We start from the raw sequence: 25127 nt of genomic DNA, 5'->3' as shown, positions 1-25127 counted from the left end.
TCTCCATTTCGCGTACATCTGTCGTTCTTGTACATACTATAACAAATTAAAGTAAAATGCAACCCTTTTTTATGTTTTTTCAAATTAATTCTGTTCCAGATATTTCCGGTTCTCTGCAATTACCTTTTTCATAACTTCAGATCCCGGGGCACCGATAGTCATACGTTTCTCTACACAGGTTTTCATACTGATAGCTTCATAGATATCCTGTTCAAATACAGGACTGATGGCCTTGTATTCTTCCAGTGGAAGTTCATCCAGTGAAATCCCTTTGTCAATGCAGGTAAGGACCAGACGTCCTACAATACCATGGGCATCTCTGAAAGGTACACCGTGATTTACCAGATAATCTGCTGCATCCGTAGCATTGGTAAATCCGTTCTTTGCACTTTCTTCCATATTTTTTTTGTTAAACTGCATAGTTGAGATCATTCCTGTAAACAATGCCAGACAGCCTTTCACTGTGTCAATGGCATCAAAAGTAAGTTCTTTATCTTCCTGCATGTCTTTATTATACGCAAGAGGAATTCCTTTCATAGTGGTAAGGATAGAAGTCAGAGCTCCATATACACGCCCTGTTTTTCCTCTTACCAGTTCTGCAATATCCGGATTCTTTTTCTGAGGCATAATACTGCTGCCTGTGCTGTAAGCATCATCAATTTCCACAAAACGATACTCATTGGAATTCCACATAATGATTTCCTCGCAGAAGCGGCTCATATGCATCATTATGGTAGAAAAGGCTGACAAAAGCTCAATCACATAGTCTCTGTCTGAAACAGAATCCATACTGTTTCTGGTCGGTCCGTCAAAGTCCAGAAGCTGTGCAGTATATTCCCTGTCCAGCGGATATGTGGTTCCTGCCAGTGCTCCTGCTCCTAAAGGACAGGTATTCATTCTCTTGCGGATATCGGAAAGTCTGCTTCTGTCACGGACAAACATCTCAAAATATGCACCTACATGATGTGCCAGAGTAACAGGCTGTGCCTTCTGCAGATGGGTAAAGCCCGGCATATATGTATGGATATTCTCCTCCATGATCTTCTGCAGTGCTTTAAGAAGCTTCTTTACCAGCTCATCCGTCTCATCGATCTCATCCCTCACATACAGCTTCATATCCAGTGCCACCTGATCATTACGGCTTCTTCCTGTATGAAGCTTCTTACCGGCATCTCCGATTCTGTCAATGAGATTTGCCTCTACAAAGCTGTGAATATCTTCATATTCAGATGTAATCTCTAGTTTTCCGGATCTTACATCTGCAAGAATTCCATCCAGACCATTTTCAATCTGTATTTTTTCCTCTTCTGTCAGGATTCCCTGTTTTGCAAGCATTGCTACATGTGCTTTGCTTCCTCTGATATCCTGCTCATAGAATTTCTGGTCAAAAGAAATTGATGCATTAAAATTATATACCAGTTTGTCTGTTTCTTTGGTGAAACGTCCGCCCCAAAGCTGTGCCATAGTATTTATTCCTCGTTTCTTTCTGAATTTTAGTACTTTTGTGCATTAGTGTATCATATTTTTTTCAGATTGCAAAGTAATTCATTTTGATTCTTTCAGTTTGTAACTAATTATTTATTTGAAGCTTCTCTTCTGGAATATATACATCCGCAGTAATTTTGCCGGTAAAGATCATATTCATGAGAAAGCTCTATAGAACGCTTATATCCATTTTTTTTCTTAAAATCTGAAGGAAGATGTGTTACATGGTAGATCTCTGCCAGTTCTTCTCCAATCTCATTGATCCTGGCTGCATTTTTCAGCGGACTGATAGACAGAGTGGTCGTGAAATAATCATATCCACCTTCCTTTGCCAGCTTTGCTGCTTCTTCCATACGCTGACGATAGCATCTAAAGCAGCGTTCTCCTCCTTCCGGTATGTCTTCCAGTCCTTTTGCCATTCTGAAAAATTCCTGTGGATCATAGCGCCCCTCTATCAGTTTGACCGGATGCTCAAATTCCATAGAATTTACCAGGCGGATAATTTCCTGTACCCGTTTCCTATACTCTTCTTCAGGGTAAATATTGGGATTGTAATAAAACACTGTAATATCAAAATATTTTGACAAATATTCCAATACATAGCTGCTGCAGGGTGCACAGCAGCTATGAAGGAACAGGCTTGGGACTTTATTCTCTTTCTGTATCTGTCCTATGAGCCTGTCCAGTTCCTTTTGATAATTTCTTATATTCATGAATTATTCTCCTGTTTTGTGCTTTCTGGTCTCACCGATACGCTCTCCCATTCTGACAACCGTTTCATATCCATTTTCGGTATTTTCTATCAGATCATAGTCCAATCTTACCTTTCCATGCTGCAGAAGAAGAATAATCGTGGAACCTCCGAATTCAAACCAGCCTTTTTCCTGTCCCTTTTTTACTGAAACAGATTTTTTCTCCACATTGGTGATTTTTCCCACCATCATGGCGCCTACTTCCATCATAAGTACAGTCCCGAATTTCTCTGTTTTCAGCAAAGTATATTCTCTGGCATTTTCTCTGTAAATAGGATATACCTCATTTGCTACAGGATTTACAGTATGGAAAATCCCCGGTACCACTACATTATCAGATTTTTTACCGTCTGCAGGATAGCAGAAATGATGATAATCATCTACTGTCAGTCTGAATACCAGGGCATATCCACCCAGATATCTTTCTGCCAGATTTTTATTACGAAGCAGCTGCTCCACTGTATATTCTGTATCTTTAATCCAAAAACGGGAATTTTTATCAATCCTGTAAACAGAAAGCTTACCATCGCAGGGACTGACCAGCACCTTTTCCCTTTCATCAACAGGACGTTCTCCCTGGCGTAATCTGCGGGTAAAAAAATCATTCCAGGAAGAAAATTTCTGCTTTTCACAGATACTCAGATCAATTCTGTTTTTTTCCACAAAATCTCCCACAAACCTGGCAGAAAATCCTGTATTTAACAACCTGCCTGCCATTTTAGATATCCAGGGGCTGACCAGCACTCTGAGGCAAAGTCTTCCGCCCCGGTCATTATACAGATGACGCAATAACTTGTCCTGACCATTTTCCTCAACAGTTACATTTCCCATTCTGTCAATATATTTCATTGGTATCTCTCCTATTTACTATATCAAACGGAACATCTTTGCAAGTGCCAGTGCTACTACAACTACCAGAAGAATACGCACCGGATTCTGTGGTTTCTTTACCTTAATATTTAGAATAAAAAGAAGGCCTACTATAATTACCGCAATATGTATCACAATCAGAAAATGAATCATATAATATCTTCTCATCAGATACAGAAAGGGCAGAATGATCGCCATGGATGTAATCGGCAGTCCCTGATAGTATTTCCGATTTTCTTCAGTCTGTGTCTGTCTCTTAGCTTCTGTCACATTAAAATATGCCAGACGGATCACAGATGCTATACTGTAAAATATCAGGGCAGCCACTCCGGCAGGCGTATTTACACCCAGGCAGTAACAGATCATTGCCGGAAAAACTCCAAAACAGACTACATCACAGAGCGAATCAATCTGGATTCCAAAATTCTTCTCATCCTCTGTACGGTTCTTTTTAGTTCTGGCTATTTTTCCATCAAACATATCACAAAGTCCTGACAATGCCAGACAGAAAATGGCCATTCTGAAGTTTCCCTCCAGAGCCATTGTAATTCCAAACACGGAAATTCCCAGACTGATATATGTAAGAACCACCGTATAATCATAAAATCCTAAAAACATGTTTTACCCCCTATTTTCTTTCTGTACTTTTCGTCCTATTACCAGATGTGCCACACAGGTCATCACTGCACTGATAAGCATCTGTACATAATAGGAAATTCCTCTGCTCAGCAGCATAGCCGGAAGTAATGTCTCCCCAAAAACCTGCGCAAAGATAACCAGATACAGTGATTCGCTGATTCCCATACCTCCCGGCAAAGGAAGCATGTCTACAGATACAGAAATCACTGACTGTAAAATTGTAAGAGTCACGATCCCATATTCATGAAATCCCAAGGAACGATATACCCAGTAAGTAACTGTAAACAAAATAATACGCTGTACAAAAGTGATCAGAAACACTTTCAGAATCACCAGCTTATGTCCCGCCCAGAATGCTGCTGTAGCATGATACTGGTCCATGGAATTTTCCAGTTTCTCCAGTCTGCTTTTTCTGGGTTTCAGGAATCTGAAATGTTCCAGCAGTTTCATTCCCTTTACCATGAGCCATTTGGCAAGTCCAGGTGCAAACACCAGAATCATCATAAAGGAAACACAGAACACATTCAGCGCCACACCAAGATAAAATACCCACATATACTGTCCTAAATATCCTGTCAGAAATTCCTTTCCGAATATCCATAGCAGAATGCCGATCAGCACCAGAACCGCTTTGTAGGTGATCGTAACGATCATCAATACCAACGTAGTCACCGGTATGGGAAGTTTATCTTTCTTCATATAATAAATCTGCATGGGCTGTCCCCCTGTGGCTGAAGGAGTAATGCAGCTGAAAAAGAACCCCACAAAGGAGTACAGGGCACAATGTCCCATTTTAACCCCTGCTCCCAATGTCCTCATCATATAGAAAATGATCACGGATTCTCCCAGAATAAAGAGTACCACGCAGATCACACTGATCATCAGATACACAGCATTTGCCTGCTGCACTGTAGAAATAATTTCTCCCAGATCCTCTCCCTTAAATACCATATATACAGTCAGAGAAAACACAAGGATCAGAAAGATAAAATTAAAAACCGCCTTTTTTTTATCTGTCATAGTTTCTGTACACTTTCCTGCATATTGTATGCTCTGTTACCGTAACTTCCAGTGCCTTCACAAATAATGAACTACACTGTAGTTACACTAATTGTCTTATTATATCACACCTTCACGGGTCTGCATATCATAAAATATATGTAACCCAACATGTTACTGTTCACTCCGTTCACAGTAACGTGATGTGTGAACAGTAACCCCAACATCTCTTTCACTTATATTTGTCAGAAAGATTTTTAATGGAGGTAAAAATGAAACCACTGCTGGAAGTATCAGATGTCTGTCTTTCATACCACAGTATTTCCGGGGAAACCAGGGTCCTTTCACATATATCCTTTTCACTATTTCCAGGAGAATTTCTCGCAGTTGTAGGTCCCTCCGGCTGTGGAAAATCCACTCTTCTAAACCTGATATGCGGATTACTGAAGCCTGAACAGGGACAGATTCTCCTGAACGGAGAACCGGTGTTTGCCGGAGACTGCCGCATCGGATATATGCTGCAAAAAGATCACCTTCTGGAATGGCGGAAAATTTACAAAAATGTAATCCTGGGACTGGAAATACGCAAAGAGCTCACTGCCGAAAAACTGGCCTATGTAAATCAGATGTTACTCACCTATGGACTGGACAAATTCCGCAATGCCTATCCTTCTCAGCTTTCAGGAGGAATGCGCCAGCGTGCTGCACTGATCCGCACTCTTGCCCTGTCTCCTATGCTTCTTCTGCTGGATGAACCCTTTTCCGCCCTGGATTATCAGACCCGTCTCAAGGTCAGTGATGATATCGGTAAAATCCTGAAAAAAGAGAAGAAAACAGCAATCCTTGTCACTCATGATATTTCAGAAGCGATCAGTATGGCAGACAGAATACTGATCCTCTCTCCCCGACCTGCCACAGTTCAGAAAGAGCTTTCCATAAATCTGTCTGTTCCAAACCGCACTCCCCTGTCTTCCCGCAATGCACCAGATTTTAAAACTTACTTTAATCTTATCTGGGAGGAATTAAATCATGATGCCTGAACCATCCTATTACCAGCAATTATTTCTTCGCCGCATAAAACGCGAAAAACAACTGATCGTACTGTGGAGAACCGCTGTTTTTCTTTTGTTTCTCCTTATCTGGGAATGTTCTGCCAGATATGGTCTTATTGACTCTTTTATTTTCAGCAGCCCCTCTCTGATCTGGAAAAGCTTTATGGAAATGTGCCGGGATCTGTCCATTTTTTCTCATCTGGGTGTTACAGTTACAGAAACCCTGGTCAGTTTTTTCATAGTAGTGATCCTGGGTGCCGGACTGGCAGTGCTTCTCTGGTGTTTTCCCAGATTGGCCCAGGTCACCGAGCCTTATCTGGTAATACTGAACAGTCTGCCTAAATCTGCACTGGCACCTCTTCTTATTGTATGGCTGGGTGCCAATGAGCGAACCATTATTGTATCCGGAGTATCTGTTGCAATCTTTGGTTCCGTTTTAAATCTATATGCCGGATTTCAAAATACAGATCCAGATAAGCTTAAGCTTATTGAAACCCTGGGCGGCGGAAAAAAGGAAAAATTCCAGAAGATCATACTCCCCTCTTCCCTTCCTCTGTTCCTCAGTGTGATGAAGGTGAATATCGGTCTTTGCCTGGTGGGAGTAATCATCGGTGAGTTCATCGGTGCCAGACAGGGGCTTGGCTATCTGATCATCTATTCAAGCCAGACCTTCAAGCTTACCTGGGTTCTGATGTCCATCACTCTTCTGTGTATCATCGCCCTGATTTTGTATGGACTTCTGGGGCTCATTGAGAAATATGTTACAAAGTAAAATTCTTACCTCTTCTTATATTTTAACGAAACTCATCCTGCATTTTCTTCAAAGTTTTTTATGATACAAAAAAAGCCGGAACAACGGATCATGATACCATTCTCATGTCCTGTTGTCCCGGTCATTCAATGCCATTTATTATTTCAGATCTGAAAAAAGTTCTTCCTGATATACACCTGCATCTATCAATTTACCAAAGGATTCTATTACATAATCCTTATCCTCTTTATAAGTTACACCAAACCATCTGTCACTGGAATCCAGCACCTTTACAGATACTTTTCCTACCTGAAGCAGCTCATCAATATAAATGGGGAGCAGATACTCTGCCTTCAGAATGTTCTCTTTGGAGGTATTCTGGAAAAATTCCCTGAATCCATCTTCCAGAAGCTGTACAAACTCCGGTGTCAGCCCCCACATATTCATGGAAACATAAGATTCCGGATCTACCGGTGTCAGCCCCTCCTGGTGCTCTACAGCTGCACCCTCAGCAGTTTTTACAATATTGTGAGTTTCATGTACTGCTGTCAGATATCCTGACTCATTGGTTTCACAGATACCACGGGTAACAGCACCATTTTCACTTAGCGTATTCTTCAGGATAAAGCCTGCCATACACAGCTGTTCTGCCTTATCCGGAGTATAACCTTCCAGAAAATCATGAAGCTTTACAAAGGCTTCCTTTCCATAATAATCATCTGCATTTATAACTGCAAATGGCTCATGAAGTACCTCTCTGCAGGCCAGAACTGCCTGTCCTGTTCCCCAGGGTTTCGTTCTCTCAGGCACAGTTTCTACTCCATCCGGGAGATGATCAAGTTCCTGATATGCATAAGCAATCTCCACACCCAAGTCATCACATATTTTCTGGATACGGTCACCAATTGCTTCTTTAAATGCTTCCCTAATATCCTTACGGATAATAAACACAATCTTATTAAACCCAGCTTCTATGGCATCATGAATAGAATAATCCATAATGATCTCACCATGTCTGCCAACAGGTGCCAGCTGCTTGATTCCACCGCCAAAACGTGAACCGATTCCTGCAGCCATAATAACCAATGTTGTTTTCATTTCCACACGTTTCCTCATTTCTTTATTTTATGTGTAATTCTATTTACAGTTTAATCGAAATAGATACAAAATGCAATACCTACAATATTTCCGCAAAAAGCTGTAGATTTTTGCAATATTTTCTGATAAAATAAACTTAATCCTAACGAGTGTCTATTAATTATCAGATTTTATAACTAAATTTTTCTGCCAATAATTAATACTCCCTATGGATATCTCTTATTCACTTTAATTAAAAGGAGGTTCTCTATGAAAAGAAAAAAATGGTTACAGAAAACTGCAGTTCTTTGTACTGCTATGGTTTTAAGCGCAACATCCATGCCTTCTGCCGCTTTTGCCGCAGACAGTTATGCTGATATCGAAAAAAGTGCCCTGGCAAAGATAGCCGGCGAATTTGCTGCGTCCTATGCCACCTCTCTGGAGCAAAGCCAGGATCTTGTCTCCGGGATCAAAGGCGATATTACTGTAAATATAGAAGATTCCGGACGGTCACTTCTGGGATTTGTCGCTCCCTTTGATGTATCCTGGCTGAATAATGCCTCTGTTACCATCAACAGCTCTTTCAAAGATAACAAAGAAGGCGGTTCCATGGCACTTCTCGTAAACGACAGTCAGGTCTGCACCCTAGATTTTTATTTTGACCCGGATACAGAAGATATGTACATGAAAGTCCCGGAGCTTTCTGATAAATATATGAAAGTAAATCTTAAGGAAACGGAGGATGATGAAACTCTTGAGGCATCCACAGAAGGTCTGAGTGACTCTGTAAAGCTTCTCAACAATATGACAGAAGCCATGCCTGAAGCTTCTGTAGTAGAATCCTTACTTAACAAATACGGCACCATCCTTATTGACAATGTAAAAAGTACTGACGGTACTTCCGATACCCTTACTGCCGGAGATGTCAGCCAGGACTGTACTGTATATGAAGGTACTCTGGACTCTGAGGCTGCAATCAGAGCTCTTACTGCTGTTCTGGAAACTGCAAAATCAGACAAGGAAATTGAAGCAATCCTTGAAAAATGGTCTGCTGTACTTCCTGACAGCCAGGATCTGAATGCGCAATTCCAGGAAGCAGTTGACAGCGGTCTGAATGCACTTAAGGAAGATTCCTTAGATGAGGCTTCCCAGGATGGATATTTTTCTTCTAAAACCTGGGTCGGCGAAGACGGAGAAATCATTGGCCGTTCCCTTACCATGCATGATGCTTCCGGGGATACTCCTGTTTTCACCTGGCAGATGCCAAAGAGCGATTCCTCTTATGGATATCTGCTGGAAATCTATGCTGAAGACGAAGTTTATGCACTTTCCGGAAATGGCACTATTGAAAATGACATATTAAACGGTTCCTACCAGTTCAGCATGAACGATGAACCTGCTGCCAATATTGAAGTAAAGGATTATGACACTGCGGAAGCTAAAAAAGGTAATATCAATGGAAACTACTCCATTTCCTTTGTAGCGGATGAGTCTGATGACAGCTCTGATGTTTCTCCTCTGACTAATTTTTCACTGGATGCAGATATTGCAAGCACTGCAGAATCCGGTTCTATCAAGCTTGGTATTGTCAGTGCAGGTGCAACACTGGGTTCTGTTTCATTCGTTTCCGGCAAAGGTGACGGAGTGGATATTCCTGATCTCGCCTCTTTAAAAGATGTGTGTGATGTGTCCAACGATGATGATATGACTGACTATGTATCATCCATGGATTTCACAAAGCTTATGGACAATCTCACTGCCGCAGGTGTACCGGATGAAGTGATCACCTATATTTTAAGTGGTGGAAGCTCAGACACTGATGCAGAAATCGATGATGAATCCATCAACTAATATCTGAATGCCAAAAACTGACAGTTTCTAAATTAGAAACTGTCAGTTTTTTACTGTTACAGCTATTGCTCTTCACTTGTAAGACTTTCCAGCCATTTTGCTGCATTTTTCTGGTCAGGTGCAGAGGCAGGCACCACAATCGTAATAGTATCATAGCTTAATCCAAATTCCTCTGCCAGTCTGCTGTCTTTGATGGTAATATGTGTCTGATCAGACTGTGTTCCGAATTCCCCGAAAACATGATCACCAAGCAATTCTTCCAGGTTCAGGAAAATGCCATCTGTATTCAATGAATCATATAACTGCTCCGGCATCAGCATAACATCCAAAGTCCCTGCCTGAACCTGTGTCATATATGCGGTCTGGGCATAATAGTCCAGATTGCCTCCGGTTCCATCTGTAGTAATATTCACACCGATCTGTACTTTACTATATTTATCCTCTGTCACACCCAGAAGCTCTTCCACCTGTTTTTCTATATCATCTGTATCACTCAGCTGGGAATTAACAGCCGCAATTGACAATACCGTTTTTGTTTTTGCATTTATATACCAGTCCCTTAACACAAATGCAAGCACGATAGCTGCCAGAATCCCAAACATTACCGGCTTATAATACATCCAGATATATTGAATTTTTTTTCCGGGTCCCATTCCCTTTAATTTTTCTTTTTCAAGCAGGCGTTTTTCCTTCCGTGACAGATCTGATTCATTTTTATAGACCGGGTTAAGCACACTTTCATCATGCCCTGTCTGTTTATCTTTGGTTGCTTCCAATATTTTTTCCTGATTATTTTGCTCCATTTGATCTCCTTTTGTCTGAATATACCTGTATTATAATGGACTGCCTTTACGCCACAGGCCAAACTGCCTGAACAATATACCAACTATATCATATTTTTTCCAGAATGAACAGCCCCGATAAACCAGTGCAATCATCACGATTGTAAACACGCATACAGCAAAAGGACGAATCCACAGATAAGCCAGATTATCCTCAAAATTCCCGGCAACTGCCAACACCCGCATCATGTCTCCCACTGCCAGATGAAAAAGGTAAACCGGAAAAGCCAGTTTTGCCCCTACAGCAGTCAAAACCTCCGGCATCCGGATCCGGGTTCCCCAGAGAACAGTCAGAAGAAAAATACTGATACAGATCAAAATAGAGCCTACATATATTTCTTTTGCCCCAAACTGTGAGCATTCCCATATTGTCATCCCAATACCCACTGTCATTATCAAAATCAGAGTAATATAACCAATCTTTCTGCGAAACCAATATAGATATTCATGGAACATCTGACCCAGAAGATAAAAGGACATACCTGTAAAAAGCCAGTTTCTGTATTCCATAATACGATAGGAATATCCAAAAAAACTGCTGAAATACCCTCTCCATAAGAGTCCGCCCAACAATACCGGGATACACAAAAATGCAATTTTACGCAAATGAAATCTCTCTATCAAATAATCCAGCATATAACAATAAATCAATGCCGGCAAAAACCACAAGTGTCCACGCAGCGGAGAAGTACTGTTATACAAAAGCAGCCTCATAATATTCTGTCTGTCTGTAACTTCCCTGATCCATCTGTAAAGATTTTCCCCTGTTACCAGTCTTTTACTGATTTCCCAGATAAAATAAAAAGCCATTGCAAAAATCATCAGTTTTACAATATGAAATATTTTTCCCGGGATTTTGTCAGAAGCATCTTTTCCATTATAATAACAGAAATAACCGGATATCATAAAGAAAAACGGAACTGCAAATCTTGACAAGGCTTCTATAAATACACCGGTTTGTCCGGGCAGGTCAATATGGATAAAAATAACCATACATGCTGCAATTGCCTTCATACCATCTAAACATTTGTTTCTCATAATTCTTACGCTTCCTTTACAGCATGACAGTATAGCAAAGGCCTTTTTTTCTGTCAAGACGGTAACAGCCAGCTCCTGTCCTGTCTTGCCAGAAGCCTGGCATTATGATAGGCCATTCTGAGAGTCAGGCAGGTTCTCCCCAGATATCTGCCTCCATCAGAGGTTTTCATACAGGCCAGAGCCAGGTCTGGTTTACCGGGATGACGCAGGCAGATAGGAAGCAAAAGCTGTATGGAATGATTATAATACTGGGGAATGGCAGTTTTATAATCTGCTTCCAGCATTCTCCTGGTCTGCTTCAGTGCACCGTCAAACAGCTGCAGACGCATACTACTCTCCCGCACCTCTGTGGGAAGCCGCTCTGCATTGTCTGTATCCCCGAAAATATGATCATATTGGGGTATAATGGGAAGCTTGGTATCAAATACCAGTTCTGAAGGATCATTCACATAACATGCCCGCTGCGGCAGGTCAGTAATCCCTTCCTTCATTAAATAATAATCCGTATAAAAGCCGTCCAGAAACCATCTCTGCCTGTCCGGAACCAGATTGGGAATAAAAAAAGCATAGACTGGCTGATAATAATGATTAAAGAGTCCTGTATTAAAGATTGCAAATTTTTCCTTTTCCCAGACTTTTCCCTCCTCATAAAGTCGTTTAAATGTATGCTCCAGATATCCTTTCAGAATTCCATTATCTTCTGTGCCGGAATAACTCCACCGCTCCGGTACAATCCCTGCAAGATTCATAATCTGCCGGTTATAGTCCCCACAGTAGGTAAAATCAAATAAATTCATGTATTTCCTCCTGCTTTATTGATCATTCACTTTTTAATCCTGTATCATTATATTGTATTTTGGAAAATTTACGGCAGAACTGCCAGATCAGAATTCGTACTCTTTTGTGAAATCGTTACTGAAAACTAAGCGAACAGTAACGGGAAATCTTTAACTAAACATAGCATATTTTTTTAGAAATAACAAGTGCTTTCCAACTTCAGTCTTATTATTGCCCTTATTATTATTTCATATTATAATGAGAATTGTGTAAGCTGCTTCGCAACGGAGCAATTGGTAGATATCAGGGAAAACTCAGAAAGGAACAGATTTAATATGAAAAAAAAGGGTTACTACTCTTCCGGTGAATTTGCACGTATGGCCCATGTAACGCTTCGTACCATACGTTATTATGACAAACAGGATCTTTTAAAACCATCTTTTGTAACGGAATCAGGCGCCCGTTTTTACACAGACAGCGATTTTGCCAGACTCTCACAGATTCTGTTGCTGAAATATCTGGGCTTTTCATTGGACGATATCCGCGAAATGATCATTGATGACACAGATTATCATTTCATGGAAAATTCTCTGAATATTCAGCTGAAGCTGGTCAGAGACCGGATTGAACAGATGCAGCTGGTGGAAAAAGCAATCCAGGACACTACAGAAGCAATCCGCTCCAGACATGTTATTGACTGGAATCAGATGCTTGATCTGATTCACCTGACCGGTATGGAAAAAAGTATGAAAAACCAATATCAGAATGCTTCCAATATTTCTTCCCGTATTAATCTGCACAGCCTCTATTCCCAAAATAAGCAAGGCTGGTTTCCATGGGTTTATGAACAGTGCCGGATTGGTCCCCATATGAAAATCCTGGAGCTTGGCTGTGGTGACGGAGCACTTTGGACACAGAACCGTTCCCTTTTACCAGCCAATATTTCTATCACCCTTTCTGACCTGTCCTCCGGAATGCTTTGGGACGCAAGACGTGCTCTGGGCCGTAAAGACAACCGCTTCTCCTTTGAGGCTTTCGACTGTTCAGAAATCCCTTACGAAAATAACAGCTTCGATCTGGTAATCGCTGATCATGTACTTTTCTACTGTGAAGATATTCCCGCAGTATGCAGAGAAATCCACCGTGTCCTTGTTCCCGGCGGAAAATTCGTCTGCAGTACTTATGGAAGCCGCCACATGCAGGAAGTCAGCCAGCTGGTACAGGACTTTGACAGCCGGATCGTCCTATCTGCAGACAAACTTTATGAACGTTTTGGCAGAGAAAACGGAAGGCAGATCTTATCTCCCTATTTTTCCCATATTTCCTGGAAAAACTATGAGGACTCCCTTCTGGTTCCTGATGCAGAACCTCTGATCTCCTATATTCTTTCCTGCCACGGAAATCAAAATCAATATCTCCTGGACAGATATAAGGATTTTCGCTCTTTTGTATCAAGAAAGACCAGAGATGGTTTCTTCATTACCAAGGATGCCGGTATCTTTTTTTGTGAAAAATAACCAAAATTTAATTTTTTTGTAAAAAGTGCTTGAAGGTGACGCTAGGTCACCTTTTATAATACAATTATCATAAACCGGAGAAAGATTGGAAATCTCCGGTAACACAGAAAGCTATCTACATTCAGTGCAGTCCTGTATATGAGCAGCTGTACTGACAAGGAAAAAGGAGAATACTCATGAAAGGTATTATTTTAGCAGGCGGCTCCGGCACACGCCTTTACCCGCTCACAATGGTAACATCAAAACAGCTTTTACCCATCTATGATAAACCAATGATCTACTATCCAATGTCTGTACTGATGAACGCAGGGATCCGTGACATCCTGATCATCTCCACTCCGCAGGATACCCCTCGTTTTGAGGAGCTTCTGGGTGACGGACATCAGTTTGGTGTTCACCTTACCTACGCTGTACAGCCAAGCCCGGACGGACTTGCACAGGCATTTATCATTGGTGAGGAGTTTATCGGAAACGATACCGTTGCTATGGTTCTTGGCGATAATATTTTTGCAGGACATGGTCTGAAAAAGCGACTGAAAGCAGCAGTACAGAATGCAGAATCCGGAGAAGGTGCTACTGTTTTCGGATATTATGTAGACGATCCGGAGAGATTCGGTATTGTAGAATTCGATCATGAAGGCAAAGCGATCTCTATTGAAGAGAAACCGGAACATCCGAAGAGCAACTATTGTGTCACAGGATTATATTTTTATGATAATCGTGTTGTAGAATATGCCAAAAACCTGAAACCAAGCGCCAGAGGCGAACTTGAGATCACAGACCTGAACCGCATCTATCTGGAAAAAGGGGAATTAAATGTAGAACTTCTGGGTCAGGGATTCACATGGCTGGATACCGGTACACATGAAAGTCTTGTAGAAGCTACCAACTTTGTAAAAACAATGGAGAGCCACCAGCACCGCAAGATTGGCTGTCTGGAGGAGATTGCATATCTCAACGGCTGGATCACCAAAGACGATGTACTGAAGGTTTATGAGGTACTGAAGAAGAATCAGTATGGCCAGTATTTAAAAGACGTTCTGGATGGAAAATATCTGGATATTCTTCATTAAGATACTTAAATATATATAATAAAAAAGGAGAACCATAATGAATATTATCGTAACCGGCGGTGCCGGATTTATCGGAAGCAACTTTATTTTTCACATGTTAAAAAAATACCCGGACTATCGCATCATCTGTCTGGACTGTCTGACTTATGCAGGAAACCTTTCCACTCTTGCACCTGTTATGGACAACCCTAACTTCCGTTTTGTAAAGGAAAGCATCACAGACCGTGAAGCAGTTTACAAGCTTTTTGAGGAAGAACATCCTGATATGGTTGTTAACTTTGCAGCTGAGAGCCATGTAGACCGTTCTATCGAAAATCCGGAAGTGTTCCTTACCACAAATATTATCGGCACTGCTGTTCTTATGGACGCATGCCGCAAATACGGAATCAAACGTTATCATCAGGTATCCACTGATGAAGTTTACGGAGATCTTCCATTAGACAGACCTGACCTGTTCTTCACAGAGGAAACTCCGATCCACACAAGCAGCCCTTACAGCTCTTCCAAGGCTTCTGCAGACCTTCTGGTACTGGCTTACCACAGAACCTACGGACTGCCTGTAACCATCAGCCGCTGCTCCAATAACTACGGACCATATCACTTCCCGGAAAAACTGATTCCGTTAATGATCGCCAATGCATTAAATGACAAACCACTTCCGGTATACGGAACAGGCGAAAACGTTCGTGACTGGCTCTATGTAGAAGATCATTGCCGCGCAATCGACCTGATCATCCACAAAGGACGTGTTGGAGAAGTTTACAACGTCGGCGGACACAATGAAATGACAAACATTGATATCGTTAAGATCATCTGCAAAGAACTTGGCAAACCAGAAAGCCTGATCACCTACGTAGCAGACCGTAAAGGTCATGACATGCGTTATGCAATCGACCCGACTAAGATTCACAACGAACTTGGCTGGTTACCGGAAACAAAATTCGCAGACGGTATCAAAAAGACCATCAAATGGTATCTGGATAACAAAGAATGGTGGGAAACCATCATCTCCGGTGAATATCAGAACTATTATGAGAAAATGTACGCAAACCGCGGGGAGGCATAATTTATGAGAGTTTTTGTAACAGGTGTAGACGGTCAGCTTGGACATGATGTTATGAATGAACTTGCAAAACGAGGCTATGAAGGTGTGGGAAGCGACATTGCTCCTTCCTACAGCGGAATTGCAGACGGCACTGCTGTCACAACCATGCCTTACGTACAGATGGATATCACAGATAAGTCATCTGTGGAAAAAGTTATCAAAGAAGCAAAGGTGGATGCAGTAATCCACTGTGCTGCATGGACAGCTGTAGATGCTGCCGAAGATGAGGAAAATCAGCCCAAGGTCCGTCTGGTAAATGTAACAGGAACCCAGAATATTGCTGATGTATGTAAAGAACTTAACATCAAAATGCTCTATCTCTCCACAGACTATGTGTTCGATGGCCAAGGAACTACTCCATGGGAACCGGACTGCAAAGACTATAAACCATTAAATGTCTATGGACAGACAAAGCTTGAGGGCGAGCTTGCTGTATCAGGCACTGTAGATAAATTCTTTATTGTCCGTATTGCATGGGTATTTGGAAAAAATGGTAAGAACTTTATCAAAACCATGATCAATCTGGGAAAAACACATGATACTCTTTCCGTAGTCAATGATCAGATCGGTACTCCTACTTATACTTACGATCTTGCAAGACTTCTGGTAGATATGATTGAGACAGAGAAATACGGTTATTATCATGCAACCAATGAAGGAGGCTATATCAGCTGGTATGATTTCACAAAAGAAATCTTCCGTCAGGCCGCTGCCATGGGACATGCGGAATATCTCCCGGAAAACATGACAGTCAACTCTGTCACAACTGCTGAATACGGTGCTTCCAAAGCAGCACGTCCATTTAACAGCCGCCTGGATAAGAGCAAACTGACAGCCAATGGATTCACTCCACTTCCAACCTGGCAGGATGCGCTTGGACGTTATCTGAAAGAACTGGATTTCTGAAAAAATCCGGCAAAACACTCAAAAGCCTGGTGTTTTGCCGGATTTTCTATTCTTCTCTATACAGTTTTCTTCTTCTGCGCTGTCTGCCATACGCAGCATCCCACAATCAGAAGTATTCCCACAACATCAGTCATCAGTGACGGATCAATCAGCATCAGTCCGCCTGCGGCCATTAAGACACGAACCGGCACAGACATTTTCACTGACAGGAAGCCTTCCAGTGAGGATGACAGTCCAAACACACCGATCAGCGAGGTGATAAAGATCTGAACAACCTTAAGCGGTGTGGTATCGATCAGCAGCATTGCCGGATTGAAGCAGAATACATAAGGTACGATAAATACTGCGATAGCCAGCTTAGAGGCTGTAAATGCAGTCTTCATCGGATTGGCCTTCGCTATGGCTGAACCTGCGTAGGCAGCCAGCGCTACCGGCGGTGTGATATCTGCAACAATACCAAAGTAAAATACAAAGAAATGAGCTGCCAGTGTAGGTACTCCCATACGTACCAGAATCGGAGCACAGGTTGCTGCCATGATACAGTAATTGGCAGTGGTAGGTACACCCATACCAAGTACGATACAGCACAGCATAGTCAGAAGCAGTGCAATGATCAGTTTTCCGTTTGCAACACTGATGATTCCGTTGATCAGGTCATTGGCAAGTCCTGTCATGGTGATGGAACCGGAAATGATTCCTGCAACACCGCAGGCTACTGCTACGGAGATAACACCTCTTCCTCCTGCTTCCAGCGCATCAATACATTTGGTAACACTGATTCTGTTTTCTTTGTCAAAAAGACTTACGATAACAGAAAGAACGATTGCATAGCTGGCAGCCTTCTGCATGGTCATATAGTTTCCGGACACCCAGATTACCAGCATGACCAGAGGTAATAACAGATAGATTTTACGGATCAGAAGCTTAAATACCGGAAGTTTTTCCTTCGGAATTCCGGAAAGTCCTAATTTCTTTGCTTCCAGATGTACAGAAATAAAGATTCCTGTAAAGTACAACAATGCCGGCAGAATCGCCCTGACAATAATGTTGGAGTACGGTACACCCACAAAATCTGCCATAAGGAATGCGGCAGCTCCCATGATCGGAGGCATGATCTGTCCACCTGTGGAAGAAGCAGCTTCTACTGCTCCGGCAAATTCCGGTTTGTAGCCTGTGTCCTTCATCATCGGGATTGTAACAGAACCAGTTGTTACTGTGTTACCTACAGAGGAACCGGATACCATTCCACAGAGTGCAGAACTGATAACCGCTACCTTTGCCGGTCCACCTGCATATTTTCCTGCAATGCAGTTAGCCAGCTGAATAAAGAAGTTGGAGATTCCTGTTCTCTCCAGAAACGCACCGAAAATAATAAATACCACAATATATTTAGAGCATACATTTACAGGTGTGGAGAAAATACCCTCTTTTGTGTAGAAAAGATTCCGCACCAGGAATTTCACTCTTCCCAAAAATGCCGGATTGGTAAGCCCTACAGCCAGTGCATAAATCAGAAAAAAACCTGCCACAAACAGGATCGGCAGGCCCACGCATCGTCTGGTAAGCTCGATCAGTGCAGCAATACCGATAATACCGATCACAATCTGATAAGGGGCAAATCTGGTACCCTGATTGATGATCTGATTTGCAGAAAAAGTAAAATACAGAAAAGCTCCTGTGCCTGCGATCATAAAAATAATGTCGCCAATCGGCATGTAGTTTTCTCTGATATCTCCTTTTTTCGCCGGATAGGTAAGAAATCCGATAAGAATGATCAGCCCCAGAAAAGAAGTCAGTCGGATTTCCTCCAGGAATGTGGCAAATAAGGTAACATAGATACACCACAGAGAAAAGGCAACCAGCAGGCCACGTACAGCCAGCTTATATTTACCAGTCCACACACGAACGTTTGATTCGCGGTCATATTTCTTCATTACTGCATCTACATCTGCTGTGCTCATGTTCTCAGAACCAGCCTGCCCTTCCGGTGATGTGTTTGCTTTTTTTATCTTATTGTCTTTCATCCTGACTATTCCCCTTTCGTATCCACTGTAATTCCATGCTCTGCATAATAACGCGCCGCACCCTTATGGAAAGGAATGGTCATACCGGAAGTAGCATTTTCCAGAGAAAGCTCCGCTCCTTTTGCATTCTCAGCAGAAATCTCATCTGCATGGTCAAAAATTGCCGCAGTCATATCATAAACTGTATCCTCATCCAGAGATTCGGACACTACGATCGTCGCCTTGACTGTGATGGTTTCTACAGGCTCATCCTGTCCCGGATAGGTTCCTGCCGGAATCTGGTAGGATGTATAATATGGACAGTCACTCAAAATTGAATCCCTGATCGCGCCATTAATATTGATCATATAGACACCATTGGTAGTTGCAAGCTCTGTGATAGCTGTTGTAGGTGCACCTGCAACAATAAACGCAGCATCAATTTTCCCATCCTTCAAAGATTCCTTGCTGTCCTCAAAAGACAGATACTGGGGATGGATATCATCCAGGGTAATGCCGCCTGCATTTAAAACATCCAGAGCATTGAAATATACACCGGAGTTTGCCGCACCGATAGATACGCTCTTGCCCTTCAGATCTTCCACTGTCTTAATGTCAGGATCCATGGTAAACAGCTGGACAGTCTCTGCATACAGGCCGCCCAGAGTCCTGAAATCATGGGTTGCACCGTCCTGTTCAAATGCTCTTACACCGTCCCATGCATAGGCCATTACATCTGACTGGACAAATCCAAGCTGAAAATCTCCGTCCTGTACTGACTGCAGGTTCGCTTTGGAACCACCTGTAGAAACCGCTGTAACCTTTACATTTGTATTATTGGTAATATACTGGGCCAGCACACCACCGTAGGAATAATACGTTCCCGCCGTACCGCCGGTACCGAACGTCAGACGTTCTTTACTTTGTCCGCAGCCACTCAGAAGGCTGACTGCAAGCGCAAGAGTCAAAACAAGGCCAACAAGCCTGCCAGTTTTTCTCCTGCCTCTGAAAAGCTCTTTGTTTCTCATAAATCCATCTCCTTCAGGTACATAATATTTTGAATTATAACATATTTTTTCAAAAATGATAATCTTTATTGAATAATCTTACAAAAAACGTTACAATAAAGGAAAAACATGGATAACAAAATAAATAACAACCCAATGGAGGTATCTATTATGTCCGAAAGAAAATACCCTGTCATCACAATCAGCCGGGAGTTTGGTGCCGGGGGACACAGTATTGCAAGAGTAGTTTCAGAAAGGCTTGGTATCCCATATTACGATCGGGATTTCGCGAAACAGGCTGCTGCCAGAAGCGGATATTCCCAGGAGGATATTGATCGTGAGGGTGAAAATCTGAGCCGCAGCGCCAGACTTCTGGACAACATTCTGAATAACTCTGCAGGCTATTTCAGTTCCCATGATGCTATTTACCAGGCTCAGAAAGAGCTGATCCTTCAGTTCGCAGCAGAACAGGACTGTATTATTATCGGCCGCTGTTCCAATCTTATTCTGCGAAATGCCGGTATTCCTAGTCTGGATATTTTCCTTCATGCAGATGTGAATCTCCGCACAGAACATATTCAGAAATTAGGCTTAAACGGAAAGGAAGATCCCAGAAAATATCTCACAAAAATGGATAACCTGCGTGAAACCTATTTCAAAACCTATACAAAACATGAACTTGGCACTTATCACGATTATGACCTGTGTCTGGATACCGGAACCCTTGGATACGATAACTGCATTGAGATTATCACTTCACTTGCAAAACAGCAGGGGTTGAATCTGAAACATCAGTAGAAGGACCGCTGCCAGCTGTAAAACAGCAAAAACAGCAACAAGGCTGTGGCAATCAGAAAATCTGTGCCACAGCCTCTTTACTTCAGTCCTTTTAATAGTTGTTTCTAAATTTCTTTTATTTTACAAACTCATCCAGAGAACGGATCTGGATTCCTTCTTTTGCAAAAGCCTCTCTGATTTTTTCCACAAACGCCAGAGCCTTGGCTCCGTCTCCATGAACGCAGACAGAATCTGCCTGAATATCAATATCTTTTCCTGTAATTGCAGTAATCTTTTTCTCTTTGACCATACGAATCACCCTGACAATAGCCTCATTTTCATCAGTGATCACAGCACCTTCCTTACGTCTGTTTACCAGAGTACCATCTTCTTCATAGGCGCGGTCTGCAAAAACCTCCATAGCTGTACGCAGGCCCATATCCTGAGCAGCCTTTGCCAGCTGTCCGCCGGAAAGAGCAAGTACGATCAGACTGCTGTCAAATTCTTTGATTGCTTCACAGATCGCAGTAGAAAGGGCATAGTCCTCTGCAGCCATATTATATAAGGCTCCATGAGGCTTTACATGCTGCATTTTTACACCGGTTACTCTGCAGAATGCATCCAGTGCACCCAGCTGATAAAGCACATATGCTTTTGCCTCTGCAGGGGAAACACTCAGATTTCTTCTTCCGAAGCCCATCAGATCAGGAAAACCCGGATGTGCTCCTATACGAATTCCCGCTTCCTTTGCCATTGCCAGCGTATTTCCCATAACTACCGGATCTGAAGCATGATAACCGCAGGCTACATTTGCAGAGGAGATCAGCGGAATGACCTTATCATCATTACCGATTTTATAGTTTCCAAAGCTCTCTCCCAGGTCACTGTTTAAATCTACTGTATACATTCATCTTACCTCTTTTTTATTTATCATCCTTTGATTTTCAGCACATTTTCTATAAATCCCGTATCTGCCTTTCCGTCGCAGAATACCTGATTCTTCATAATCTGATACTGGAAATCAAGGTTTGTCTCCACACCCATGACCACCATCTCATCCAGCGCAGAGCGCATTTTCTGCAGGGCAGCCTCTCTATCAGGTGCATGAACGATTACCTTCGCAATCATGGAATCATACTCTGACGGAATCTTGTAGCCTGTATAAAGGGCAGTATCCACCCGGACTCCGTTGCCTGCCGGAAGATGCATATGCTGTACTACTCCGGGACTTGGCATGAAATTTTTCTCAGGAATCTCTGCGTTGATACGGCATTCAATAGCATGTCCTTTAATCCGGATATCTTCCTGTTTAAAGCTTAACTCCTCTCCCATAGCCACACGAATCTGCTCAATGATCAGATCTGTGCCTGTAACCATCTCTGTTACTCCATGCTCCACCTGGATTCTGGTATTCATTTCCATGAAATAGAAGTTGCCTTTGGGGTCTACGATAAATTCAATCGTTCCTGCATTGGTATAACCTACTGTTTTCGCAGCAAGAACTGCATATTCATTCATTTTCCTGCGAGTTTCTTCATCAATGGCAGGGGAAGGGGATTCCTCAATCAGCTTCTGATGATTTCTCTGTACCGAACAGTCACGTTCTCCCAGTGCCACCACATTTCCATGACTGTCTGCCATAATCTGGATCTCCACATGGCGGGGATTTTCTACAAAACGTTCAATGTACATGGTATCATCCCCAAAAGCATTGGCTGATTCTCTCTGTGCCATATTAAACTGAAATTCAAATTCATCCTCATTTGCAGCCACACGCATTCCCTTGCCACCACCGCCTGAGGAAGCCTTGATCATAACCGGATATCCAATCTCTTCAGCCAGTTTTTTACCTGTTTCTGCATCGTATACAGGTTCCTTTGTTCCCGGTACAACCGGTACACCGGCATCCATCATGGTTTTACGGGCATGGGATTTATTTCCCATCTTATCGATCACATCCGCATCCGGTCCGATAAAGGTAATTCCGTTTTCTTTGCATTTGCGGACAAACTCACTGTTTTCTGAAAGAAAGCCAAAACCGGGATGGATAGCATCTGCTCCCATATTTTCTGCTGCAGCAATGATCCGGTCCATGTTCAGGTAGCTGTTTCTGGCAGGACCTTCTCCGATACAGATACGCTGGTCTGCCAGCTGTACATGAAGGCTCTTAGCATCTTCTTTTGAATAAACAGCTACACTTCGGATCCCCAGATTCCTGCAGGCACGTATGATCCGAACTGCAATCTCCCCACGGTTGGCGATCAAAATTTTATTAAACAATATGAAAGCCTCCTTATCCTACAGTCTCTTAACACGGAACAGAGGCTGTCCATATTCTACTTTCTGTTCATTACTTACCAGAACTGCTTCAATCTCACAGTCATAGTCACTCTGGATCTCATTCATAAGCTTCATAGCTTCAAGAATGCACACTGTCTGTCCTGCTTTTACCTGATCTCCCACCTTTACAAAAGCAGGTACATCCGGAGCAGCTGCAGAATAGAAGGTTCCTACGATAGGAGAAGTGATAAACAGACTTTCCTCCTCTTCTTCCTCTGATTTTTCCACAATTGTATTCACAGGTGCAGATGCAGCCACAGGAACTCCCGCTGCAACTACAGGAGGATGATCCAGCTTGCTCATTGTAATCTTTACATCCTTGTCCTTATATGTGAATTCATTAAGGGATGAATCCTCAATAATCTTTACCAGTCCTTCAATCTTCTCTAAATCCATCGAACATTATCCTTTCTGTCTATTTTATATTATTTTTTACGATTATTCTTCAAACAGCTTGCGCAGTCTCTTTGCCACCAGACGGCAATCCAGAACCTCTTTACATGGCTGATGAATGATCTTTCTCAGTCCGTCAAGTTCTTTCATTTCCTCAACATAAAGAGCCTGAGCCTCCTGTACGGTAATTGCCTTGAAATGTATCTTATCATCTGTTTTTCTCTGTACCAGCTTGGGAATATCCACAGATGCCACTGTGGCAATTTTCCCATAACCGCCCGTTGTCTGACGGTCAGCCAGCAGAATGATAGGTTTACCATGGGAAGGTACCTGTATAGCCCCAAATGCGATTCCGTCGGAGATAATATCCGAAGTCTCCTTAGGAGCAATAAACGGTCCCTCCAGCCTGCAGCCCATACGGTCAAATTCATTTGTCACTGTATACTCACTGCCCAGGAAAGTCTGGATGCCCTGTTTGCTGAACATACCATCCTGCGGTCCCATTACTACCCGCAGTGTTGCTTCTGTCTGATCAAACTCATCCATGTCAAGCTTTCGGGAAAGGAAAAACGGCAGATAACGTCTCTTAATACGAAATCCGATATAATCGTCCGCTTCCAGTTTTCTTCCCTTAAATCCGCCCAGACCACTCTTTAAATTGGTGCATCGGCTTCCCATCACTACCGGAATATCCAGATAACTGGAAAAAGCAATATAACCTCTGCTTCCCGTTCTGGCGCTTCCAAATTTCAGTACATCTCCCTTATTTATATACAGGGCTGTATACATGGGAGCCGGCTCTCCATTAATGGTTGGCTGGAAATCTCCGCCTGTGATTGCAATGATAGTAGCTGATGTAAATTCAAGGGTTGGGCCTATCAGCGTTATCTCCAATACTGCCTCATTCTCCGGATTATCCAGAAGAAGATTGGCTATTTTGAATGAACGGACATCCATGACTCCTGCTACACTGAATCCCTGACTCTGATATCCATAACGTCCCAGATCCTGAACCGTTGTCATCATTCCGCCTTTTAATATACGAATTCCCATTTTATGCCTCCTCATGAACGGTGCACTGGTATTCGCCACGTTCTACTAATTCTCTGATCCGTTTGTACTCCTCTTCATCGATCGGTACAAAACGGATATAATCTCCTGCCTCTACCAGAATCGGGATGTTGCGGTCCGGATCATAGGTTTTTACAGGTGTCATTCCCATCAGCTGCCATCCTCCCGGAGAATCCAGGGGATAAATCCCGGTCTGAGAACCGCCTATTCCTACACTTCCTGCATTGATCTTAATTCTCGGATTTGCAAGGCGTGGTGTGTGGATTCTCTCATCCAGTCCTCCAAGATAACAGAATCCCGGCAGGAAACCAAGCATATAGATCAGGTAATCTCTGGAAGAATGAATCTTTATCACTTCTTCTACGGAAAGTCCGGCATGTTCTGCAATATTCTCAATATCCGGTCCGTACTCTCCTCCATAACATACAGGGATCTCATAAATCTTTTTGCGTTCTTTTCCTGCTGCAACTTCCATCTTTAACAGAATTTCCAGTCTTTTTTTCAGGTCATCGTAGGAAATCACACGCGGGTCATAATTAACCAATAGAGAACAGAACGCAGGGATCATATCTACAACTCCCTCTATATGCTGTTCTCTCATAAGCTGTACAGTGGCAGTGATCTTCCGGTTGATCTCCGGACTGATCTCTTTGCCAAATTCAATCAGAACAGAAGAATCACCTTCTGTTAAAATTCTAATGTCCGGCATAATCTGCTCCTCTTTTCTTAATCTTTTTTTGCCATGTGTTTTTATAGCTGTTAATGAACCAAAAAGGTGTAACCTGGACGATCACACCTTTTT

General features: G+C 42.5%; 24 protein-coding genes. 8 read left to right on the top strand and 16 right to left on the bottom strand.

The genetic code is table 11. The annotated features are described in order from the left end of the window. Positions 1 to 84: 84 nt before the first annotated feature. From argH to ACTNC6_RS02205, 5 genes are all read right to left on the bottom strand, one after another. Positions 85 to 1464 (bottom strand): argininosuccinate lyase, encoded by a 1380-nt coding sequence (argH, locus tag ACTNC6_RS02225; protein WP_441043110.1) that lies wholly within the window; start codon positions 1462 to 1464, stop codon positions 85 to 87. A gap of 110 nt (positions 1465 to 1574) precedes the next feature. Next, on the bottom strand, positions 1575 to 2198 hold the full coding sequence (locus ACTNC6_RS02220) for an epoxyqueuosine reductase QueH (protein WP_441043109.1): 624 nt from the start codon (positions 2196 to 2198) through the stop codon (positions 1575 to 1577). Between the two features lie 3 nt (positions 2199 to 2201). Then, positions 2202 to 3086 (bottom strand): archaetidylserine decarboxylase, encoded by an 885-nt coding sequence (gene asd, locus ACTNC6_RS02215; RefSeq protein ID WP_441043108.1) that lies wholly within the window; start codon positions 3084 to 3086, stop codon positions 2202 to 2204. 18 nt (positions 3087 to 3104) lie between these two features. Further along, complete coding sequence (locus ACTNC6_RS02210; RefSeq protein ID WP_173743434.1) at positions 3105 to 3725, bottom strand: CDP-alcohol phosphatidyltransferase family protein; 621 nt, start codon at positions 3723 to 3725, stop codon at positions 3105 to 3107. A 3-nt stretch (positions 3726 to 3728) separates the two neighbouring features. Further along, positions 3729 to 4766 (bottom strand): lysylphosphatidylglycerol synthase transmembrane domain-containing protein, encoded by a 1038-nt coding sequence (locus ACTNC6_RS02205; protein ID WP_441043107.1) that lies wholly within the window; start codon positions 4764 to 4766, stop codon positions 3729 to 3731. A gap of 251 nt (positions 4767 to 5017) precedes the next feature. On the opposite strand from ACTNC6_RS02205, the gene ACTNC6_RS02200 reads away from it, so the two are divergent. Then, the gene (locus ACTNC6_RS02200; protein WP_441043106.1) at positions 5018 to 5785 is read left to right on the top strand and encodes an ABC transporter ATP-binding protein; all 768 of its coding nucleotides are present in this window, start codon (positions 5018 to 5020) and stop codon (positions 5783 to 5785) included. After that, entirely contained in the window at positions 5778 to 6569 is a 792-nt protein-coding gene (locus tag ACTNC6_RS02195) for an ABC transporter permease (protein ID WP_420314417.1), read from the top strand. Before ACTNC6_RS02200 ends, ACTNC6_RS02195 begins: the two co-directional genes overlap by 8 nt. A 138-nt stretch (positions 6570 to 6707) precedes the next feature. Here the strand turns inward: ACTNC6_RS02195 and ACTNC6_RS02190 are convergent, their stop codons facing one another. Then, positions 6708 to 7646, bottom strand: coding sequence for a nucleotidyltransferase family protein (locus ACTNC6_RS02190; protein WP_441043105.1), 939 nt, complete (start codon positions 7644 to 7646; stop codon positions 6708 to 6710). 249 nt (positions 7647 to 7895) lie between these two features. Here ACTNC6_RS02190 and ACTNC6_RS02185 point away from each other — a divergent pair, with 249 nt between their 5' ends. After that, positions 7896 to 9476: a hypothetical protein gene (locus ACTNC6_RS02185; protein WP_441043104.1), complete on the top strand. Its 1581-nt coding sequence runs from the start codon at positions 7896 to 7898 to the stop codon at positions 9474 to 9476. A 62-nt stretch (positions 9477 to 9538) separates the two neighbouring features. Here the strand turns inward: ACTNC6_RS02185 and ACTNC6_RS02180 are convergent, their stop codons facing one another. The 3 genes from ACTNC6_RS02180 to ACTNC6_RS02170 are packed head-to-tail and all read right to left on the bottom strand — an operon-like array spanning position 9539 to position 12153. After that, a complete protein-coding gene (locus tag ACTNC6_RS02180) occupies positions 9539 to 10279 on the bottom strand; it encodes a hypothetical protein (RefSeq protein ID WP_441043103.1) in 741 nt (246 codons plus the stop codon). Between the two features lie 30 nt (positions 10280 to 10309). Next, entirely contained in the window at positions 10310 to 11356 is a 1047-nt protein-coding gene (locus tag ACTNC6_RS02175; protein ID WP_441043102.1) for an acyltransferase, read from the bottom strand. Positions 11357 to 11409: 53 nt separating this feature from the next. After that, positions 11410 to 12153 (bottom strand): DUF3825 domain-containing protein, encoded by a 744-nt coding sequence (locus ACTNC6_RS02170; RefSeq protein WP_441035456.1) that lies wholly within the window; start codon positions 12151 to 12153, stop codon positions 11410 to 11412. A gap of 315 nt (positions 12154 to 12468) precedes the next feature. Between ACTNC6_RS02170 and ACTNC6_RS02165 the strand changes: the two genes are divergently transcribed. The 4 genes from ACTNC6_RS02165 (at position 12469) to rfbD (ending at position 16734) form a co-directional block, all read left to right on the top strand. Beyond that, complete coding sequence (locus ACTNC6_RS02165) at positions 12469 to 13650, top strand: MerR family transcriptional regulator (protein ID WP_441043101.1); 1182 nt, start codon at positions 12469 to 12471, stop codon at positions 13648 to 13650. 176 nt (positions 13651 to 13826) lie between these two features. After that, positions 13827 to 14723, top strand: a complete 897-nt coding sequence (gene rfbA, locus ACTNC6_RS02160; protein WP_173743443.1) for a glucose-1-phosphate thymidylyltransferase RfbA — start codon at positions 13827 to 13829, stop codon at positions 14721 to 14723. 37 nt (positions 14724 to 14760) lie between these two features. Then, entirely contained in the window at positions 14761 to 15789 is a 1029-nt protein-coding gene (rfbB, locus tag ACTNC6_RS02155) for a dTDP-glucose 4,6-dehydratase (protein WP_008707535.1), read from the top strand. 3 nt (positions 15790 to 15792) lie between these two features. After that, on the top strand, positions 15793 to 16734 hold the full coding sequence (rfbD, locus tag ACTNC6_RS02150; protein WP_441043100.1) for a dTDP-4-dehydrorhamnose reductase: 942 nt from the start codon (positions 15793 to 15795) through the stop codon (positions 16732 to 16734). Between the two features lie 56 nt (positions 16735 to 16790). On the opposite strand, the gene ACTNC6_RS02145 is transcribed toward rfbD, so the two are convergent. Further along, positions 16791 to 18758, bottom strand: a complete 1968-nt coding sequence (locus ACTNC6_RS02145) for a TRAP transporter permease (protein WP_441035450.1) — start codon at positions 18756 to 18758, stop codon at positions 16791 to 16793. Positions 18759 to 18763: 5 nt separating this feature from the next. Then, a complete protein-coding gene (locus ACTNC6_RS02140) occupies positions 18764 to 19765 on the bottom strand; it encodes a TAXI family TRAP transporter solute-binding subunit (RefSeq protein WP_441035448.1) in 1002 nt (333 codons plus the stop codon). Between the two features lie 150 nt (positions 19766 to 19915). Between ACTNC6_RS02140 and ACTNC6_RS02135 the strand changes: the two genes are divergently transcribed. Then, positions 19916 to 20542: an AAA family ATPase gene (locus tag ACTNC6_RS02135; protein WP_008707544.1), complete on the top strand. Its 627-nt coding sequence runs from the start codon at positions 19916 to 19918 to the stop codon at positions 20540 to 20542. Between the two features lie 115 nt (positions 20543 to 20657). Here ACTNC6_RS02135 and ACTNC6_RS02130 read toward each other — a convergent pair whose 3' ends face one another. From ACTNC6_RS02130 to pxpB, 5 genes are read right to left on the bottom strand one after another with little or no spacing between them, the layout of a single operon-like run. Next, complete coding sequence (locus ACTNC6_RS02130; protein ID WP_025577218.1) at positions 20658 to 21428, bottom strand: LamB/YcsF family protein; 771 nt, start codon at positions 21426 to 21428, stop codon at positions 20658 to 20660. 23 nt (positions 21429 to 21451) lie between these two features. Further along, positions 21452 to 22801, bottom strand: a complete 1350-nt coding sequence (gene accC / locus ACTNC6_RS02125) for an acetyl-CoA carboxylase biotin carboxylase subunit (RefSeq protein ID WP_008707547.1) — start codon at positions 22799 to 22801, stop codon at positions 21452 to 21454. A gap of 18 nt (positions 22802 to 22819) precedes the next feature. Continuing rightward, a complete protein-coding gene (gene accB, locus ACTNC6_RS02120) occupies positions 22820 to 23257 on the bottom strand; it encodes an acetyl-CoA carboxylase biotin carboxyl carrier protein (protein ID WP_441043099.1) in 438 nt (145 codons plus the stop codon). A gap of 42 nt (positions 23258 to 23299) precedes the next feature. Beyond that, the gene (locus ACTNC6_RS02115) at positions 23300 to 24307 is read right to left on the bottom strand and encodes a biotin-dependent carboxyltransferase family protein (RefSeq protein WP_441035445.1); all 1008 of its coding nucleotides are present in this window, start codon (positions 24305 to 24307) and stop codon (positions 23300 to 23302) included. 1 nt (position 24308) lies between these two features. Continuing rightward, the gene (pxpB, locus tag ACTNC6_RS02110; protein WP_441043098.1) at positions 24309 to 25034 is read right to left on the bottom strand and encodes a 5-oxoprolinase subunit PxpB; all 726 of its coding nucleotides are present in this window, start codon (positions 25032 to 25034) and stop codon (positions 24309 to 24311) included. Between the last annotated feature and the right edge of the window lie 93 nt (positions 25035 to 25127).

The sequence above is a fragment of the Blautia sp. HCP3S3_C4 genome, from assembly GCF_052064095.1.
Lineage (GTDB): Bacteria > Bacillota > Clostridia > Lachnospirales > Lachnospiraceae > Blautia_A.
The sequence above is the reverse complement of the archived record's forward strand: the minus strand, read 5'-3'. Positions and strand labels throughout refer to the sequence as shown.

Bases quoted from the DNA above. Each gene is read 5' to 3' on its own strand.
- argH (WP_441043110.1), bottom strand. From the start codon at position 1,464: ATGGCACAGCTTTGGGGCGGACGTTTCACCAAAGAAACAGACAAACTG.
- ACTNC6_RS02220 (WP_441043109.1), bottom strand. From the start codon at position 2,198: ATGAATATAAGAAATTATCAAAAGGAACTGGACAGGCTCATAGGACAG.
- asd (WP_441043108.1), bottom strand. From the start codon at position 3,086: ATGAAATATATTGACAGAATGGGAAATGTAACTGTTGAGGAAAATGGT.
- ACTNC6_RS02210 (WP_173743434.1), bottom strand. From the start codon at position 3,725: ATGTTTTTAGGATTTTATGATTATACGGTGGTTCTTACATATATCAGT.
- ACTNC6_RS02205 (WP_441043107.1), bottom strand. From the start codon at position 4,766: ATGACAGATAAAAAAAAGGCGGTTTTTAATTTTATCTTTCTGATCCTT.
- ACTNC6_RS02200 (WP_441043106.1), top strand. From the start codon at position 5,018: ATGAAACCACTGCTGGAAGTATCAGATGTCTGTCTTTCATACCACAGT.
- ACTNC6_RS02195 (WP_420314417.1), top strand. From the start codon at position 5,778: ATGCCTGAACCATCCTATTACCAGCAATTATTTCTTCGCCGCATAAAA.
- ACTNC6_RS02190 (WP_441043105.1), bottom strand. From the start codon at position 7,646: ATGAAAACAACATTGGTTATTATGGCTGCAGGAATCGGTTCACGTTTT.
- ACTNC6_RS02185 (WP_441043104.1), top strand. From the start codon at position 7,896: ATGAAAAGAAAAAAATGGTTACAGAAAACTGCAGTTCTTTGTACTGCT.
- ACTNC6_RS02180 (WP_441043103.1), bottom strand. From the start codon at position 10,279: ATGGAGCAAAATAATCAGGAAAAAATATTGGAAGCAACCAAAGATAAA.
- ACTNC6_RS02175 (WP_441043102.1), bottom strand. From the start codon at position 11,356: ATGAGAAACAAATGTTTAGATGGTATGAAGGCAATTGCAGCATGTATG.
- ACTNC6_RS02170 (WP_441035456.1), bottom strand. From the start codon at position 12,153: ATGAATTTATTTGATTTTACCTACTGTGGGGACTATAACCGGCAGATT.
- ACTNC6_RS02165 (WP_441043101.1), top strand. From the start codon at position 12,469: ATGAAAAAAAAGGGTTACTACTCTTCCGGTGAATTTGCACGTATGGCC.
- rfbA (WP_173743443.1), top strand. From the start codon at position 13,827: ATGAAAGGTATTATTTTAGCAGGCGGCTCCGGCACACGCCTTTACCCG.
- rfbB (WP_008707535.1), top strand. From the start codon at position 14,761: ATGAATATTATCGTAACCGGCGGTGCCGGATTTATCGGAAGCAACTTT.
- rfbD (WP_441043100.1), top strand. From the start codon at position 15,793: ATGAGAGTTTTTGTAACAGGTGTAGACGGTCAGCTTGGACATGATGTT.
- ACTNC6_RS02145 (WP_441035450.1), bottom strand. From the start codon at position 18,758: ATGAAAGACAATAAGATAAAAAAAGCAAACACATCACCGGAAGGGCAG.
- ACTNC6_RS02140 (WP_441035448.1), bottom strand. From the start codon at position 19,765: ATGAGAAACAAAGAGCTTTTCAGAGGCAGGAGAAAAACTGGCAGGCTT.
- ACTNC6_RS02135 (WP_008707544.1), top strand. From the start codon at position 19,916: ATGTCCGAAAGAAAATACCCTGTCATCACAATCAGCCGGGAGTTTGGT.
- ACTNC6_RS02130 (WP_025577218.1), bottom strand. From the start codon at position 21,428: ATGTATACAGTAGATTTAAACAGTGACCTGGGAGAGAGCTTTGGAAAC.
- accB (WP_441043099.1), bottom strand. From the start codon at position 23,257: ATGGATTTAGAGAAGATTGAAGGACTGGTAAAGATTATTGAGGATTCA.
- ACTNC6_RS02115 (WP_441035445.1), bottom strand. From the start codon at position 24,307: ATGGGAATTCGTATATTAAAAGGCGGAATGATGACAACGGTTCAGGAT.
- pxpB (WP_441043098.1), bottom strand. From the start codon at position 25,034: ATGCCGGACATTAGAATTTTAACAGAAGGTGATTCTTCTGTTCTGATT.